The organism is Deltaproteobacteria bacterium (genome assembly GCA_019308905.1).
Lineage (GTDB): Bacteria > Desulfobacterota > BSN033 > WVXP01 > WVXP01 > JAFDHF01.
This window is the reverse complement of record JAFDHF010000009.1, coordinates 1-16153: the sequence shown is the minus strand read 5'-3', so window position 1 is coordinate 16153 and position 16153 is coordinate 1. Positions and strand designations below refer to the sequence as shown.

Annotated in this window: 19 protein-coding genes; 10 read left to right on the top strand and 9 right to left on the bottom strand. The window is 55.7% G+C overall.

Annotated elements, in window-relative coordinates:
• Positions 1 to 21: 21 nt before the first annotated feature.
• The 9 genes from fabF to JRJ26_05190 all read right to left on the bottom strand — a co-directional run bounded on the left by fabF (position 22) and on the right by JRJ26_05190 (position 7017).
• Positions 22 to 1266: a beta-ketoacyl-ACP synthase II gene (gene fabF, locus JRJ26_05230; GenBank protein ID MBW2056881.1), complete on the bottom strand. Its 1245-nt coding sequence runs from the start codon at positions 1264 to 1266 to the stop codon at positions 22 to 24.
• A 106-nt stretch (positions 1267 to 1372) separates the two neighbouring features.
• Positions 1373 to 1618 carry an acyl carrier protein gene (gene acpP / locus JRJ26_05225; protein MBW2056880.1) on the bottom strand — a complete coding sequence of 82 codons (246 nt, stop codon included), beginning with the start codon at positions 1616 to 1618 and terminating at the stop codon, positions 1373 to 1375.
• A 145-nt stretch (positions 1619 to 1763) separates the two neighbouring features.
• Entirely contained in the window at positions 1764 to 2504 is a 741-nt protein-coding gene (gene fabG, locus JRJ26_05220) for a 3-oxoacyl-[acyl-carrier-protein] reductase (GenBank protein MBW2056879.1), read from the bottom strand.
• Between the two features lie 2 nt (positions 2505 to 2506).
• Positions 2507 to 3451, bottom strand: a complete 945-nt coding sequence (gene fabD, locus JRJ26_05215) for an ACP S-malonyltransferase (protein ID MBW2056878.1) — start codon at positions 3449 to 3451, stop codon at positions 2507 to 2509.
• Between the two features lie 13 nt (positions 3452 to 3464).
• The gene (locus JRJ26_05210) at positions 3465 to 4631 is read right to left on the bottom strand and encodes an acyl-CoA dehydrogenase family protein (GenBank protein MBW2056877.1); all 1167 of its coding nucleotides are present in this window, start codon (positions 4629 to 4631) and stop codon (positions 3465 to 3467) included.
• A gap of 314 nt (positions 4632 to 4945) precedes the next feature.
• Entirely contained in the window at positions 4946 to 6007 is a 1062-nt protein-coding gene (gene plsX, locus JRJ26_05205; protein MBW2056876.1) for a phosphate acyltransferase PlsX, read from the bottom strand.
• Between the two features lie 17 nt (positions 6008 to 6024).
• Positions 6025 to 6207 (bottom strand): 50S ribosomal protein L32, encoded by a 183-nt coding sequence (rpmF, locus tag JRJ26_05200; GenBank protein ID MBW2056875.1) that lies wholly within the window; start codon positions 6205 to 6207, stop codon positions 6025 to 6027.
• A gap of 14 nt (positions 6208 to 6221) precedes the next feature.
• Positions 6222 to 6758: a DUF177 domain-containing protein gene (locus JRJ26_05195; protein MBW2056874.1), complete on the bottom strand. Its 537-nt coding sequence runs from the start codon at positions 6756 to 6758 to the stop codon at positions 6222 to 6224.
• Positions 6751 to 7017, bottom strand: coding sequence for a hypothetical protein (locus JRJ26_05190; GenBank protein ID MBW2056873.1), 267 nt, complete (start codon positions 7015 to 7017; stop codon positions 6751 to 6753). Before JRJ26_05190 ends, JRJ26_05195 begins: the two co-directional genes overlap by 8 nt.
• A gap of 173 nt (positions 7018 to 7190) precedes the next feature.
• Between JRJ26_05190 and JRJ26_05185 the strand changes: the two genes are divergently transcribed.
• From JRJ26_05185 to JRJ26_05140, 10 genes are all read left to right on the top strand, one after another.
• Entirely contained in the window at positions 7191 to 8324 is a 1134-nt protein-coding gene (locus tag JRJ26_05185; GenBank protein ID MBW2056872.1) for a sodium ion-translocating decarboxylase subunit beta, read from the top strand.
• 29 nt (positions 8325 to 8353) lie between these two features.
• Entirely contained in the window at positions 8354 to 9847 is a 1494-nt protein-coding gene (locus JRJ26_05180; protein ID MBW2056871.1) for a pyruvate carboxylase subunit B, read from the top strand.
• Between the two features lie 140 nt (positions 9848 to 9987).
• Complete coding sequence (locus tag JRJ26_05175) at positions 9988 to 10332, top strand: cytochrome c3 family protein (protein ID MBW2056870.1); 345 nt, start codon at positions 9988 to 9990, stop codon at positions 10330 to 10332.
• 103 nt (positions 10333 to 10435) lie between these two features.
• Positions 10436 to 10948, top strand: coding sequence for a TIGR00725 family protein (locus JRJ26_05170; protein MBW2056869.1), 513 nt, complete (start codon positions 10436 to 10438; stop codon positions 10946 to 10948).
• 172 nt (positions 10949 to 11120) lie between these two features.
• Positions 11121 to 11633, top strand: coding sequence for a hypothetical protein (locus tag JRJ26_05165; GenBank protein MBW2056868.1), 513 nt, complete (start codon positions 11121 to 11123; stop codon positions 11631 to 11633).
• A gap of 216 nt (positions 11634 to 11849) precedes the next feature.
• Entirely contained in the window at positions 11850 to 13046 is a 1197-nt protein-coding gene (locus tag JRJ26_05160; GenBank protein ID MBW2056867.1) for an iron-containing alcohol dehydrogenase, read from the top strand.
• Between the two features lie 297 nt (positions 13047 to 13343).
• Positions 13344 to 13973 carry a hypothetical protein gene (locus tag JRJ26_05155; GenBank protein ID MBW2056866.1) on the top strand — a complete coding sequence of 210 codons (630 nt, stop codon included), beginning with the start codon at positions 13344 to 13346 and terminating at the stop codon, positions 13971 to 13973.
• A 275-nt stretch (positions 13974 to 14248) separates the two neighbouring features.
• On the top strand, positions 14249 to 14464 hold the full coding sequence (locus tag JRJ26_05150; protein ID MBW2056865.1) for a helix-turn-helix domain-containing protein: 216 nt from the start codon (positions 14249 to 14251) through the stop codon (positions 14462 to 14464).
• Entirely contained in the window at positions 14461 to 14742 is a 282-nt protein-coding gene (locus JRJ26_05145) for a hypothetical protein (GenBank protein MBW2056864.1), read from the top strand. The genes JRJ26_05150 and JRJ26_05145 overlap by 4 nt, the downstream gene beginning before the upstream one ends.
• Positions 14717 to 15865, top strand: coding sequence for a DUF3987 domain-containing protein (locus JRJ26_05140; GenBank protein ID MBW2056863.1), 1149 nt, complete (start codon positions 14717 to 14719; stop codon positions 15863 to 15865). Before JRJ26_05145 ends, JRJ26_05140 begins: the two co-directional genes overlap by 26 nt.
• Positions 15866 to 16153: the final 288 nt, after the last annotated feature.

The following is a 16153-nucleotide window of genomic DNA, read 5'->3' as shown; positions in this document are numbered from 1 at the left end:
GGCTAGGGAGCCATCAGGGGGTCAGTTGTCAAAGCGACGGAACACCAATGCGGCGTTCGAACCACCAAAGCCGAAGGCATTGGACATGACCACTCGGATCTTCGCCTCCCTGGCCTTTTGGGGAACGTAATCGAGGTCACACTCGGGGTCTGGATTCTCGAGATTGATGGTAGGCGGGATAATCCCGTCCCGAAGGCTCAAGATGGAGAAAATCGCTTCCACACTCCCTGCGGCACCCAGAAGATGGCCGGTCATGGATTTGGTGGCACTGATCGGTATCTTTCTTGCGTGATCCCTGAAGACCCGCTTGATGGCCTGTGTCTCCGTGATGTCATTCAGATAGGTCGACGTTCCATGAGCGTTTATGTAGTCCACCTCGTCCGGTGCGATTCCAGCGTCGGCCAAGGCCATCTCCATACACCGGGCCGCGCCGTCACCTTCCGGAGCCGGGGCGGTGATATGATAGGCATCCCCATTGTACCCGTAACCGATAAGTTCGGCATAGATCCTGGGAGCACCCCGCTTCTTTGCAAATTCGAGTTCTTCCAGGATCACGATCCCAGCTCCTTCGGCGACCACAAAACCGTCACGATCACGGTCGAAGGGACGGCTGGCTTTCTCCGGTTCATCATTCCTTACGGAGATGGCCTTCATGACATTAAACCCGGCAATGCACAGGGGTGTGAGATTGGCCTCTGTCCCCCCTGCAATAACAGCATCTGCATCACCGTACTTGATAGCCCTCATGGCATCGCCGATGTTGTGGGCACCCGTCGCACACGCGGTTACGATACAGGTGTTGGGGCCTTTTGCTCCAAAACGGATGGCAATCTGCCCTGCCGCGAGATTGGCGATCAACATGGGAATGAAAAAGGGGCTGATTCGACTCGGACCTCGTTCGAGCAGGACCTTGTGGTATTTCTCGAGACTGGGAAGCCCCCCCAAACCTGTCCCCACAATCACCCCGACCCGACTCTCGTTGTGTTCGTTGATCTGGAGTTCAGCATCCCTGACAGCCATCTCCGCCGCCCCGATGGCGTAATGGATGAAGAGGTCCATCTTTTTCACATCCTTCTTCTCCACATAGTCCTCCGGATTGAACCCCTTCACTTCGCCGGCTATCTGAGTCTGCAGTTCGCTGGCGTCAAACCGGGTAATTCTGCCGATTCCAGATCGCCCCTCACAGACATTCTTCCATGCCGTTTCCACCGGATTGCCTGTGGGTGCAATCATACCCAAGCCGGTCACGACAACTCTTCTCTCCAAGGCCAGATCCCCCGCGAAATACCCTTATGTCGTTCTCTGAGCTGGGCAACAGCGGCCCTGCCCATGTCGAGTCACCTTCTTTCACTCTTCAGGCGATATCCATCAATCACGCAGGCTGATGGGACTTGATGTATTCGTAGGCATCGCCGACGGTGAGAATCTTCTCGGCTTCCTCGTCCGAGATCTCCGTTCCGTACTCCTCCTCCAGGGCCATCACGAGTTCAACCAGATCGAGTGAATCAGCCCCGAGATCATCGATGAATTTCGCCTCAGGAACAACTTCGCTCTCGCTGACACCCAGCTGCTCCACGATAATCTCCTTTACCCGTGTTTCGATATCCATACAGCTCATACCTCCTTTGTCTGAAATCATGGGGTTTTCATCTCATGTCAGTATCCATCGACACGGGATACTATCTTTCTCATGAAAACCCGATGCTTGTCAATCTCCCTCCATGTTCCCCCCGGGCGGGCCTCTTCCACCCCGGCCGTCGAGCCTACATGTACAGGCCTCCATCAACCTGGAGAACCTGTCCGGTAACATAGTCCGAACCACCTGTCACAAGGAAGAGCACAGCCCTGGCAACGTCATCAGGGCTCCCCAACCGATCCAGAGGAATCAACCTCTTCAAGTCCTCCTTGACCTTCTCAGGGAGCGCCTGCGTCATAGGAGTATCGATGTAGCCGGGTGCAATGGCATTGACCGTTATGCCCCGCGAGCCGAACTCCCGGGCAAGGGTCTTAGTGAACCCAATGAGGCCGGCTTTCGATGCGGCGTAGTTTGCCTGCCCTGCGTTGCCCATCAACCCTACAACGGACGCTATATTGACGATTCTACCGCTCTTCTGTTTGGACATATAACGGAGCGCCGCCCTGCTGCAGTTGAAGGCCCCCTTGAGATTGACGCCGAGAACCACATCCCAGTCCTCCTCAGACATGCGAAGGACCAGCTTGTCCCGGGCAACGCCGGCGTTGTTGACCAGGATATCGATCCGGCCCAGGCCTTCCACGGTCTCGCGGACCATTCTCTCCCCGTCATCGAAGCGAGCCACGTTCGCTTCCACAGCCAGAGCCCGCCGCCCCATCTTCTCAATCTCCCGAGCAGTAGCCCGGGCCATCTCCCCGTTAATATCCGAAACCGCCACATCGGCCCCGTTCCTCGCAAGTGTCACTGCCACGGCCCGCCCGATGCCCTGGGCCCCGCCGGTAACAAGAGCAACTTTCCCCGTGAGTTCCATTTCTACGCGGTCCCCTCCAGGATTGACTTCGTCTTGTTCAGGCTCTCGGTATCCTCGACATTGGCCAATCTCGCCGTTCCGTCCACACGTTTGAGCAACCCGAGCAGCACCCTGCCGGGCCCCAGCTCAATGAATCCCCTGACAGCCCTCGATATCATGAGCCGCACCGATTCTTCCCAACGAACAGGCGCGCTTATCTGCTGAATCAGCAGCTTTCTTATCCGCTCCCGGGAAATGTTCGGCTTTGCATCCACGTTAGCCACAACCGGAACCTGAAGATCTCTTATCGTAATGCTCTCCAAAACCTCTTTGAGCCGCCTCGCTGCAGGCTCCATGAGAGGAGAGTGAAAGGGCGCACTTACAGGGAGAAGGACGGCCCTCTTGGCCCCCCTCTCCTTGGCCAGCTTGATGGCTCTCGTAACCGCTCCTGTGTGGCCGGAGATAACGATCTGCCCGGGGCAGTTGTAGTTTGCCGGTGTAAGCACCTCTCCTTGAGCCGCCTCTTCGCAGATCCCGCTCACCGCGGCGTCATCGAGCCCCAGCAGGGCGCCGATGGTTCCCTCTCCCACTGGAACCGCCTCCTGCATGAACTGCCCGCGAGCTCTCACAGCCCTCACGGCATCCGCAAATTCGATGGCCCCTCCTGCCACGAGAGCAGCATACTCTCCCAGGCTGTGACCGGCCAACAGGTCCGGCGACACACCGGTCTCCGACTGCAAGACCCTTGAGGCCGAAACACTCACGGTCAGGATGGCGGGTTGAGTGTTGGCCGTCAGCCTGAGCTCTTCCTCAGGCCCCTCGAAGCAGAGTTTCGATATCTTCATCTCGAGAACGTCATCCGCCTCTTCGAAGGTCTCTCTCGCCACCTTGAAGTTCTCGTACAGGTCCTTTCCCATACCCACATACTGGGATCCCTGTCCCGGAAAGACGAAGGCCACTCTGTCCATCCCTGCCCCCCTGTTATCTCTGTCGCCGGCGACTGGCATATTCCTTGCTCAAAGCCAGGCCGATCACGTTCCGTTGGATCTGGTTGGTCCCTTCGAAGATCTGAAGGATCTTTGCATCCCGCATCATCTTTTCCACCGGGTACTCCTTCATATACCCGTATCCCCCAAAAATCTGGACCGCATCCGTGGTAACCTTCATGGCTACGTCGCTGGCGAAGACCTTCGCCATACCCGAGATTTTTGAGTAATCCTTCGGGTCGCTGTCTATGAAACGGGCCGCAGAGTAAACCAGAGCCCGGGAAGCCTCGACAAGGGTTGCCATATCAGCCAACATGTGCTGGACCGCCTGAAAAGCGATGATCTTCCGGCCGAACTGCTCCCGCTCGCGGGCATATTGAACTGCTTCGTCCAGGGCTGCTTGGGCGAGACCGACCCCGTGGGCTCCCACACCGGGACGAGTCTTGTCGAAGGTTTTCATCGTAATAATAAAGCCCATTCCCGGCCTCGAGATGAGGTTCTCCTTGGGAATCCGACAGTCCTGAAAGATCAGTTCCCTGGTAGCAGAGGCCCGGATCCCCATCTTCTTCTCCTTCTTGCCGAAATTGAATCCAGGGGTACCTTTCTCCACAATAAAGGCACTTGCCCCTCGCGGCCCCTTGCTCCTGTCGGTCACAGCGATAATGCTGTAGATCTCCGCTTCGCCACCGTTGGTGATCCATTGCTTGGTCCCGTTGAGGACATACTCGTCCCCGTCGAGAACCGCCGTCGTCCGGATCGCCCCTGCGTCGCTCCCCGCATTCGCCTCTGTAAGCCCGAAAGCTGCCAGCCGCTTTCCAGCAGCTATATCCGGAAGATACTTCTTCTTCTGCTCTTCGCTACCGTATACCAGGATCGGATAGGCACCCAGACTACTGCCGGCATAGCTGACGGCCACACCGAGACAACCCCTGGTCATCTCCTCCACGGCAAGGCAGTTCTCAAAGACCCCGCCCCCAAATCCTCCATACTCCTCCGGAATGCAAACCCCGAAAAGGCCGGCATCGGCACAGACTTTCATGATCTCTCCGGGGAATTCCTCCTTCTCATCAAGTTCAGCCCGGACAGGAATCACCTTCTCCTGAGCCACCTTTCGTGCCAAATCCCGGATCATTTTTTGGTCTTCAGTCAGAAAATAGTCCAACGGTTCCTCCTCACAACGCAGCAAGACTCATTTGGTCACGACCAGCCCTCATTGAAAACGACCGGGTACCCTTTCTCAACCAACCTTACCCCCTCTTCGGCCTCCCTCCGGCGAGAGACACTGCCCCGGAAATTCCGCAACCTTCACCCCGCGGCCGTTCTCCAATGACCACCAGTTAAGCTCGCTATTTTACCGTTTTCAGCACACACAATCAACCCACTCTTTTCGAATTTTTCCGATCCCCGCTCCGCGGCCCTGACAGGCCCCCGTCATCTCATTGTGAGGACCCTCCAGAATCCGAAAAAAGAACGGCTCTACCGGATAATCTTTCCCTTTAGCTGATCGATAAACCGCATGACCTGACGCTGACCCAGCCTGAGCAATTCCTGGTTCTTGGCCAGACCTTCCATGAGAAACCTGTTGAACTGACTCTCCACCAGGTTGTTTGCCAGGCCCACGGCATTTGCGATAGCCTTCGGCGTGGAGTTGCCGTGACAGATCACACACGTCCCGTTGATACCGAGAAGCGGAGCTCCACCGTACTCCGAGTAATCCCCCTTCTTGGCCACCTCCTTGAACACGGGCTTTATCAGCAGATATCCCAATTTCGCCCTCAGGCTTTTCCGAATCTCCTCCCGAAAAATCCGTTCCAGTACCTCGGCCAGCCCCTCGCTCATCTTGAGACCCACGTTACCTACAAATCCGTCACAAACCACCACATCGGCACTGCCGTTGTAAATATCTCTTCCCTCCACCAAACCGATGTAGTTCAGACCGCATCTCTTCAGGATCATGTGAGCTTCACGGGTCAGTTCGTTGCCCTTACCCTCCTCCGAGCCGTTACTCAAAACACCCACCCGGGGATTCTCCTTCTTCAGGACGCGGCTCGCGAAGACCGATCCCATAATTGCGAACTGTACCAGATGAAAGGGCTTGCAGTCCACATTGCCCCCCGCATCGAGAAGGAGGGAAAACCCCTTCGCCGTGGGGTGAAACGTGACAATAGCAGGCCTGTCCACGCCCTCTATCTTCTTGAGGACAAACATCGCCACCGCCATGGTGGCTCCTGAATTCCCGGCGCTCACCACGGCATCGGCCTCTCCTCTTTTCAGGAGGTCAAAGGCAACCCGAATCGACGAGTCCTTGATGCGTCTCACCGCTGTCGAAGGTGAATCAGCCATTCCAACCACTTCAGAGGCATGCCGAACACTCACCAGGGGTGAGGCCGACTTCTCCTCCTCCAACAGGCTCGAAAGCCGCTCTTCGTCTCCCACCAGAATCACCGGGATTTTCCTCTCCGCAGCGGCAGAGACCGCCCCAGTGACTATGGCTTCCGGGGCATGATCACCCCCCATTGCATCGACTGCAATCGCCATCAAATCACTCGCGGTGCTTAGGTCTCCTTAATCTCCAGAACCTGTCTCCCCCTGTAGGTACCACAATGGCGGCAGACTCGGTGCGGAAGCTTCGGCTCGTTACACTGGGGACAAAGGGAGACGGAAGGGACAGAGAGTCCCTGATGGGTTCGGCGTTTATCTCTCCTAGCCTTGGAGTGCCTTCGCTTCGGAACGGCCATGGTGTATTCCTTCTCTATTGCAGTTTCAGATCTCTCAACATCTCAAAAACCGAGAATCCGGTATCCCGCCGACATCCGCAGTCGCCCTCGTTTAGATTCGCCCCGCACTGAGGACACAACCCCCGGCAGTCTTCACGGCACAACGGTTTGAAAGGGATGTTCAGAATGATCTGTTCCCGGATTAGCCCAGATAGATCGACCTCATCTCCTGAAAAAAAACTCGCTTTCAGATCCTCACTTACCAGTTCAATCTCTTCTTCCTGGACTATATCCGTCTCGGGGAACAGGGTGACATCGATCTCCGAGGTCAGGGGAAACGAGAAGACCTCGAGGCATCGGCAGCATTCGAGGCCCAGAACCGTGTGGAACCAACCTTCGACCTGGACCCCCCTGCCCGAGGTCCTCACTGTAATCATCGCTTCGAGGGGCTCGGCGACGGCAAACTGCCGCCTCGGTATGTCGTCGAAATACCGATCCCATTCTTCTTTCGGGTCCAGGAAATGAAAGACCAGACCCTTCTCTGCAATATCTTCAACCCTTACCTTATGCAAGGCCAGCGGCGATGTCTCCCTGCATCCTGGGAACGAAAAATCTTGAACTCATAAGTATATGACCCAGATGCGGTTTGTCAAGCAAAAATCGGTCCACTTTCTCTGCTCGCCGTTCTCCAGAGCCGGAAAGCCTGGGAGAATCTGCCTCGCCTCTCCCCAGGTCCATCCTCTCCCCCCGGCACGGAAAAATCCCGAGAGGAACGACTTGAATCTTGGCATGCGATATGTTAACTACCCTGTTATCCTTTTCATCCCTCATCCGCGAAAGGAGAACCCCCCATGTCAGAGTGGAATCTCGCATTCAAAGTGTTCCTTTTCGGTTTTTCCGGCGTTTTCGTCGCCCTCGCCCTCCTGATGGTCTCGATCCTCATCTCCGGGGCCATCGCCCGCACGGTCAAAAAAACCAAACATTAAAGGAGAAACCGTACCCTCATGGAGACGTCGTTCATAAATACTATAGTCCTCAAAACCGGGATTGTCCACCTCTACTGGGGCCATGTGGTTATGTGGCTCATCGGATTGGCCTTTATCTACCTGGCCATCAAGAAGGAATTCGAACCCCTGCTTCTCGTTCCCATAGGCTTCGGCATATTCATAGTCAATCTCCCCTTCACCCCCTTGATGGGCATCAACGAGGAGGGGCAACGTGAACTGATCAACATCTTTTTTCACTACGGCCTGGAGTGGGAGGTTATACCTCCTTTGATTTTCCTGGGAATCGGGGCGCTCACCGATTTTGGCCCCCTTATCGCGAACCCCATGACCCTCCTGCTCGGTGCTGCCGCTCAGTTCGGCGTCTACGTGACCTTTTTCGGGGCCATCCTTCTCGGTTTCAAGGTCCCGGAGGCTGCCTCAATCGGTATCATCGGAGGGGCTGACGGTCCCACGACCATCTATCTGACAGCCAAGCTTGCACCCCACCTGCTGGGCGCTACAGCCATCTCAGCATACTCTTACATGGCTATGGTCCCCCTGATTCAGCCTCCTATCATGAGACTGCTGACCACGAAGAAGGAACGTGCCATCCGCATGAAACAACTCCGGCCGGTCTCGAAGCTGGAAAAGATACTCTTCCCCCTGGTCGGGACCGGCATTATCTGTCTTCTCGTCCCCGACGCCGCTCCCCTCATGGCCATGCTCATGCTGGGCAACCTTTTTCGGGAATGCGGAGTCGTGGAACGCCTCAACAAGGCCGCCCAAAACGAGCTGCTTAACATCATCACCATCTTCCTCGGCCTCTCGGTGGGAGCCACCATGAGGGCTGAGAGTTTTCTGAGTCCGAAACCCGTCTTCATCTTCATGCTCGGCCTCGTGGCTTTCGCCTTCAGCACCACGGGAGGACTCCTGCTGGCCAAGTTCTTCAATCTCTTTCTGAAGGACAAGATCAACCCTCTCATCGGGGCTGCAGGTGTGAGCGCCGTACCCATGGCCGCTCGAGTCTCTCAGCGGGTGGGGCAGCAGGCCGATCCGAAGAACTTTCTCCTCATGCATGCCATGGGGCCCAATGTGGCCGGAGTTATTGGAACGGCGACGGCTGCAGGCCTTTTTCTCGCCCTGCTCCGTTAAAGCCCCCTCAAACCAAGGAGGATTTCTTTATGGCAGATCAAGAGAAGAACCCAATCAAGATTACCGACCTGACATTCCGGGATGCCCACCAGTCACTTCTGGCAACCCGTATGCGGACCGAGGACATGGTGCCCATTGCCGAGGCGATGGACAAGGCGGGCTTCTACTCGGTAGAGGTCTGGGGAGGAGCGACCTTTGACGTGATGCATCGTTTTCTTGCCGAAGATCCCTGGGAAAGACCCAGGACCCTGAAGAAGCTCATGCCCAACACCCCATTCCAGATGCTGCTTCGAGGCCAGAATCTCGTAGGCTACAGGAACTACCCCGATGATGTGGTTGAGGCCTTTATCGAAAAGGCGGCAGAGGTGGGGATTGACATCTTCAGGGTCTTCGACGCTGTCAACGATGAGCGCAACTTCGAAACCGCCTTCAGAGTAATCAAGAGATGCGGGAAGCACATTCAGGGATCGATCTGTTACTCTCTTACCGAGCGGAAGATGGGCGGGCCTGTTTACAACCTCCAGTACTACCTGGACAAGGCCCGTATCCTGGAGGACATGGGGATCGACAGCCTGTGCATAAAAGACATGGCTGGCCTGATCGCTCCCTACGACGTCTACGATCTCATTAAGGCGCTCAAAGAGACCGTCCGGGTCCCGATCCAGCTTCATACACACTTTACCAGCGGTATGGCCTGCATGACCTACCTCAAGGCTATTGAGGCCGGGGTCGATATGATCGACACGGCCCTTGCTCCCCTGGCCCTGCGCACGGCCGCACCTGCGGTGGAACCCTTCGTGGTGGCTCTCGAGGGGACCAGCAGAGACCCAGGACTCGACTTGAACCATCTCCTCAAACTCGGCGAGTACTTCGAAACGGTTGCTCCAAAATACAGGGACTTTCTCAATACGACCAGGATGGCGACCATCGACACCCAGGTGCTGAAACATCAGGTTCCTGGAGGGATGATATCGAATCTGGTGAACCAGTTGAGAGAGCAGAAGGCTCTCCACAGGATAGACGAGGTCTATGCCGAGCTTCCCAGAACGAGGGCGGATCTTGGATACCCCCCTCTTGTCACCCCTACCTCCCAGATCGTGGGTGTTCAGGCGGTGCTCAATGTCCTGGCAGGGCGTTACAGGATGGTCTCCAATCAGACAAGGGACTATGCTGCAGGACTCTATGGAAGACCACCCGTTCCCATCGACAAGGAGGTCCAGCAAAAGATCCTGAAGGGCTACCCAAGAGGAGAAAAACCCATAACCTGCAGGCCTGCGGACGTACTTGAACCCGAGTTGGAAAAGGCAAAAGAGGAACTGGGAGACCTGGCAAAAGACATGTTCGACGTGCTCATTTATGCTTTGTATCCGCACACGGGGAAACAGTTCCTCAGGTGGAAGTACGGCCTCGAACCGATTCCTGAAACAATGAAGCCCAAGACCCTGGAGGATATAAAGAAGGAAGACGAAGCCATGGCAAAGGCCAAGGAACAGGTGGAAAAGGAGAGGATAGGGAAGAAGTAGCCCCTACTGCCTGCCAGAGCTTCGAGGATAAAGAGGTTGTCCGAAAGTCAGGAAACCATCCGGATTTTTTCTTGACTTTCCCGGCGATTCCCATTATAAAAAGGAAAAATCCACGTGCCCGAAGGAGGTGAGCTGCTTCCATGAAGAAGGTCAATTTGGGAGTTCTTGTTGTAGCTGGTGTTAGTCTCTTGTTATTCGGTGTGCTGTGGGCCCAGCCAGATGTCTTGACCTTGAAGTCGAAGAAGGGGGACGTCACCTTTCCGCACAAGGCCCATACCGCGAGTTACGCCTGTGTGGATTGCCACCATAAGACAAAGACCGGGGAAACCCCCAAGTCATGTGCGGAGTGCCACAAAAAGGGCGCAACCGTATCGGCAATGAAGGCCTTCCACAGCAAGACCAGCCCCCACAGTTGCAGAGGCTGCCATACCAAGGAGGGCAAGGGCCCCAAGTATACCCCGTGCAGTAACTGCCACAAGAAGTAAGCTGCAAACGCAGAACTCCATAATCCGCCCTTGGTAATCCCCTGCAAGGGCGGATTTGTTCTATCAGGGATTGAAACCTCTCAAAACCCCGCACGGGCTAGCCATGATTCTCTATATCGGTGTGATCGGAGAGAGGATCTGCAACGAAAAAAACAGGAAGGCTGCCGAGAGGGTTGGCAGGCTGATCGCAGAGAATGGAGGGGTGCTTGTATGCGGCGGCATGGGCGGAGTCATGGAAGCAGCCGCTCGCGGGGCGGCCTCCGCAAAGGGGACCGCCATCGGAATCCTTCCAGGCACAGAGCGGCGGGAGGCAAACCCCTACCTCTCCTTTTCCGTGGTCACCGGGATGGGGGAGGGCAGAAACATCATCCTTGTCCGGTCTTGCGACGCCATAATAGCCATCGGAGGCGGCTACGGAACCCTCTCTGAGATCGCCTTTGCCCATAAACTCGACGTGCCTGTCGTGGGAATCGCTACATGGAGTCTGAAGAGAGGGGATAGGGTCGACGAGAAGATCGTCGTCCTTTCCGACGAGCATCAAGCGGTGAAGAAGGCCTTCGAGCTGGCCGGGAGGAGCACGGCCGGCATTCAGAGCGGAAGGGCCGTTTCTCTGTAGCTGCCACCAAAGGAACTTCCTGGGAACTGCCATGTCCATAGCCTTTTCCATCTCTCCGGCTTATCTGGACCAATACGAAGGAGTCCCCTTCGGGTTGACTTTGATTTCCGGATGTGAAAATCCGGTCAACCCAACCGGCTTCGACAGGCACAAGAGGAGACTCCTGAGAAAGATGAGAAAACGGGAGACCCTTGCACGGATCTCTGAACGTATCGACACGTACGAACGATTCTTCAGTCGCTTCGGTTTTGAATGTCCCCTGCCAGGCCATCTCAAGAGAACGGTCCACAGTGGATTCCCCAGATACAACCTGATGGTGGATACCCACTTCATGGCGGAGATGTGCGCGGGGATTCTCGTTGCCGTAGCAGACCATGACCGTTTCGACGGGTCCTTGACCTTGGACCTGGCCGAGGAGGGAGAAACATGCCATGGTATGGGGGGGCGCGATCTGATCACGAAGCCGGGTGAAATCGTGCTGAGGGACGGGAGAGAGATCGTCTGTAGCCTCTGCCAGGGGCCAGACGAGAAGACCAGGGTAACGGGGGATACGCAAAACGTTCTCTTCTATGCCTACGGGGTCCCTGGAATTGAAGGGCTCTATCTCAGGCAGGGACTTGCCATCGCCGCGGAGACGGTCGCCCAGTTCGGTGGTGGAACCATAGAGGAACTCGAGGTCTACTAGAAAGGGATGGGAAGGGCACATCGATGCCCCACTCGTAGATAATATGCACCAGCAGCACCTTACCGGGATTTGCGTTGAGCAGCAGCCTGATCCCATACTCCATGTAATCCTAGAAAAACTCCTCGACCCAAGAACTGAGACAGGGAAGAATCGGCTTTTTTCGCAGCGAGTCGTGCTGCCCGTGAAAGGCAATCTCGTTGGTGAGGCAGAGGGACCATGATCGGAACAGGCCTGGGGGATCTGGCCAAGGGATTCTCATTCTCTCTCCAAACCCGGGTGGAATACGGGATGGGGATTTCCAAGAAAATCGCCGATGAAATCCTGAGGTGCCACGGTACGAGGGTCCTGGTCGTGACGGATCCCGGGGTCTCTGAGGCTGGATTGGTCTCCCCTCTGGCCGGGCTGCTCAAGAAAAGGGGCATCCCCTTCGTGATCTTCGACAGGGTCGAGGAAAATCCCAGAGCCAAGACGGTCGACCACGTGGCCGGGATAGCCGTGGAGCAAGGGGTGGATACCATTGTTGCCGTCGGCGGGGGAAGCAGTCTCGATGCGGCAAAAGGCGTGGCAGCGGTTGCCAGCCACGGTGGAACCATAAGTGACTACGAGGGATTTGGAAGACTCCCCCCTCCCGTAATACCCCTTATCGCTATCCCCACAACCGCGGGGACGGGGAGTGAGGTCACCAACCGGGCCGTCATAACCGACGGGGCGAAAAAGAGGAAAATAACCGTGGGCAAACCCAATCTGGCTCCCTCCGTGGCCCTGGTGGATCCTGAGCTGACCTTCACTTTACCCCCGGCCATCACGGCCTCCACCGGGATAGACGCGCTGACCCACGCGATCGAGGCTTACACGGTCCTCTGCTCCAATCCATTGAGCGATGCCTTGGCTCTTCACGCTATCGAGCTCATATCCGGATACCTGGGCCAGGCTGTTGAGAGGGGTCACGATCCCGAGGCGAGGAGCGCAATGATGCTCGGCAGCCTGCTTGCCGGAATCTCGTTTGGCAACGCGAGCGTGGCGGCCGTCCACTCCATGGCAGAGGTTTTGGGTGGGATCTTTGATGTGCCCCACGGGGTCGCAAACGCCATATTCCTCCCCTACGTGATGGGATTCAACCTACCTGCAGCCCAGGACCGCCTGGCAAGAATCGGATGGACCATGGGTGCCGGCGGTACGGACTCCTCCCCCGCCCCGGAGGCGGCACGCCAGGCCGTGTTCAGGGTCTATGGGCTGGTCAAAGAACTGGGAATCCCCTCCTTGAGGAAGACGGGCGTGTCTTGGAACGATCTCGACCATCTGGCGGCCGTTACCTATCAGACTGCAAAGACCCCCTACAACGCCCGAGACATGGAAGAGGCCGACTTCCTGGAACTCTTCAGGAAGGCCTTCAAGGAAGAAGAGCCTGTCTGACCCCGATCCTCAATGCCAGCCGTGGGGCTGCCTGCCAACTCAGTGGAACAGCCCTATTGCCAGATCCATAGTCTGATCAGACCCACAAAAAAAGGAGCCACAGCATCACCGCGACTCCCCAAAATCCTCGATAGCGGGGGGAGGATTTGAACCTCCGACCTTTGGGTTATGAGACGGATAAAAGATTTGTGATTTCAATGATTTCAACAACTTATGCTTGCAAAATGCGGCAAAATGGGGTAGAAATGAGGCAGAATCTGCACCCTATACGCACCCAAATTTTAGGGGGTGAGACGGATGACAAAGACCATCAGACAACTGGCAATCGAATATCTCCAGGAGGAGGTCAACGCCTGGGCCGGCACCAATATCAATGAGATGCCCTCTCTCCAGAGAGAGTACCATACTCTGGAGTACCATAAGGCAAAGGGAGCTATTTCTGAACGCGAGTATCTAGACTATCGGCAAAAGATGTGGGACCAGGACCTGCCCCCGCTGGAGAGGGCCATAAAGGATTTTATCTGCTTCAGCCTTTTCCGGGAAAGAGCCGAGGTCTTGGAGGCCAAGGCGCGAGCGGGAGACCAGGAGGCTAGAGACAAACTAGGTCTCGCCTTCACAAAGGCCGGCCACGTGACCCAAAAGGCCCTGGGAGTCGCCAGACGTGGGATAAGGCAACACAACGCCAATATGGTTTTTTGGCTTTTGAGGCACCAAGATGTCATTCGGGAGTGGACCCTGACGGAGCTTGTTGACAAAATGGAGGCCTGTAATGTCAGGCAAGACCAGGTACCGATCCCTCCCGATACCCAAAAAACAGACAAGTTAGTCAGGGGCGAACTCTACGCCGGCCATGCTCGGGAGAAATTCACCGAAAGGATCAGAAAGCTGCTTAACGAGATGAAACTGAGAACCAAGGGAAGCCGTTGAAATAATTCAACAATTTTGGTGGAAGTTAACGACTTCCCGTGACCCCATGGAACCCCGCTGCTATCCTTTAAGAAAAGGATGCGCGGGGTTTTTCAATGATCGATAAGGAGCGACCGGAGGTACTCGCATTTTTTCATGGGGTCACAGTCGGGATCTGGTGGCTGCAATTCGAGCAAGAGTTCGGGCGGGAACCCACCCAGGTGGAGATTCGGGACTTTTTGGACGAAATCCGACGACGGAAAGTGGTTCCCATGATGCGGGAGGGGAAAGCCTAAGTGGCAGTGGCTCGAGAGTATATGAAACTCCGGGATCTCAAGACCTACAGCGGGTTGTCGGTGAGGACCCTTCGCAAACTGTTGAGGACGAAAGGCTTACCGTACTACCGGCTGGATGGCGTGATCTTGGTCAAGCGAGCCCACTTCGATGAGTGGCTGGAGCAGTTCCGAGTGGGAAGCGAGCCCGAACGGATCGCGAAGGAGATTTTGCGATGAACCCTTGGGACAGCGACAGTTTGCGGACGGCCAGCAGTGAGGAGAGATTGGAAGTCTGTCTGCTCGCACTCGGCGAGGCGGTCAGGCTCCTGGCCTTGCAGGCACGCCGATGGAGTGAAGTGATGGATACCCTGGACGGGACCGTCAAAGCGCTGGCGAAAATCGCGGCGAAGCTCGACGCGTTGGCGATCGAGCAAGCCCTGCTGGAAATGTCAACGGGAGACAAAGATGCAGACGAATTGGCGAGCTCTTATGCCACGAAGCGGTTGGCTCAATGACTGGATTTCATACTGCGAACATGGAACGGATGCCCCCGTAACTTACCATCTGTTTGGGGGGTTGGCTGTCCTCGGCCTTGCAGTGGCCCGGCAGGCGTGGGTTTCGTGGGGTCACGACCGGCTCTATCCCAATCTCTTTGTCTGCTTCGTCGGGGCGAGCACCTGGCCCCACAAGAGTACCAGCCTCAAACTCGCCAAGAGGCTGGCCTTCGCTTTCGATGAGGACAGGGTCTTCTCGGATCGATTCACCCCTGAAGCCCTGCTCCAAGAATTGAGCAAAGATTCGGTGCTCGCAGTCTTCATCGACGAGTTCGGGGAGTTTTTGAGCCAGATAGATTCACGAGAATATCTAGGCGGTCTTAAAGGGGACCTTGCCGAACTTTATGGCTGCCCGGACGTGTTCAAGACTTCACGCGCGCAAAGGAGCTACAGGGCTCAAGAGGTCTTTCTCTCGATCCTGGGGGCGACGACTCCCCACTGGATCCGCGACCGAGTCAAAGAGAGAGACATCCTCGCCGGTTTGCTCCCCAGGATCCTATTTGTCCCGGAAACGAAGAAGGAATTCCAGTATGACGTGCCGCCGCGAGTTCCAGAGTCGGAGAAAAACAAAGTTTTGATAGGACTTAGAAGGACGATAGACAAGATTACGGGCATTGAATTCGAGCTCGGTGAGGAAAGCTATCTTGCCTTTGTCGACTGGAAACGGCAACTCGAAAAAGAGGCGATGAGGGACGAGCACGAACCCCGTCTCAGTCCTGCCTATGCGAGGCTCCAGGAATACTTGCTGAAGACGGCGATGTTACTGGAGATTTCAGACGGCAACCTCAAGGGTACCATAGGCCGGGGGAAAATGGAACAAGCCATCGAGATGATGAACGGGCTTAAAGAGTATTTGCGGTATCTGGTTACCGAGGAGCTAGGCCAGGATGGATATATGCAAAGGATGAGGAGGATCGTAGCACTGGTCGAGAAATATCCGGGGAAAGACCGGCGCTTCTACAAGAATTACAGTCATATGACCTCAAGGGAATTTGGCGACCCGTGGGAAAGCTGCTTGGCCGAGGGCCGGATTCGCTTCGACAAGAAGTGCAAGGGCTTCATGATTTCGGAAGGCCAGATGTAAGCAATGTAAACGCGTGTAAGCATACCATTTGCTTACATGATTTTTGAAGCCAGTTCTACGTTTGAAGTTAATTGTAAGCATGTAAACATAGGTATACACTCACACACGTTTTTATAGAGAGAGAGGGGGATATAAGAGTATTGCTTACATGCTTACAAATCGGCGGAAAACATTGGCAGAGTAGGACGAGAGGTGTAAACAAACGCATGCTTACAACGGGGTTTACTGCTTACAAGATACAAGGTGTCTCCCCTTTTCGTCTCCCGTTGAGGGGAGGGGTAAGGGTGG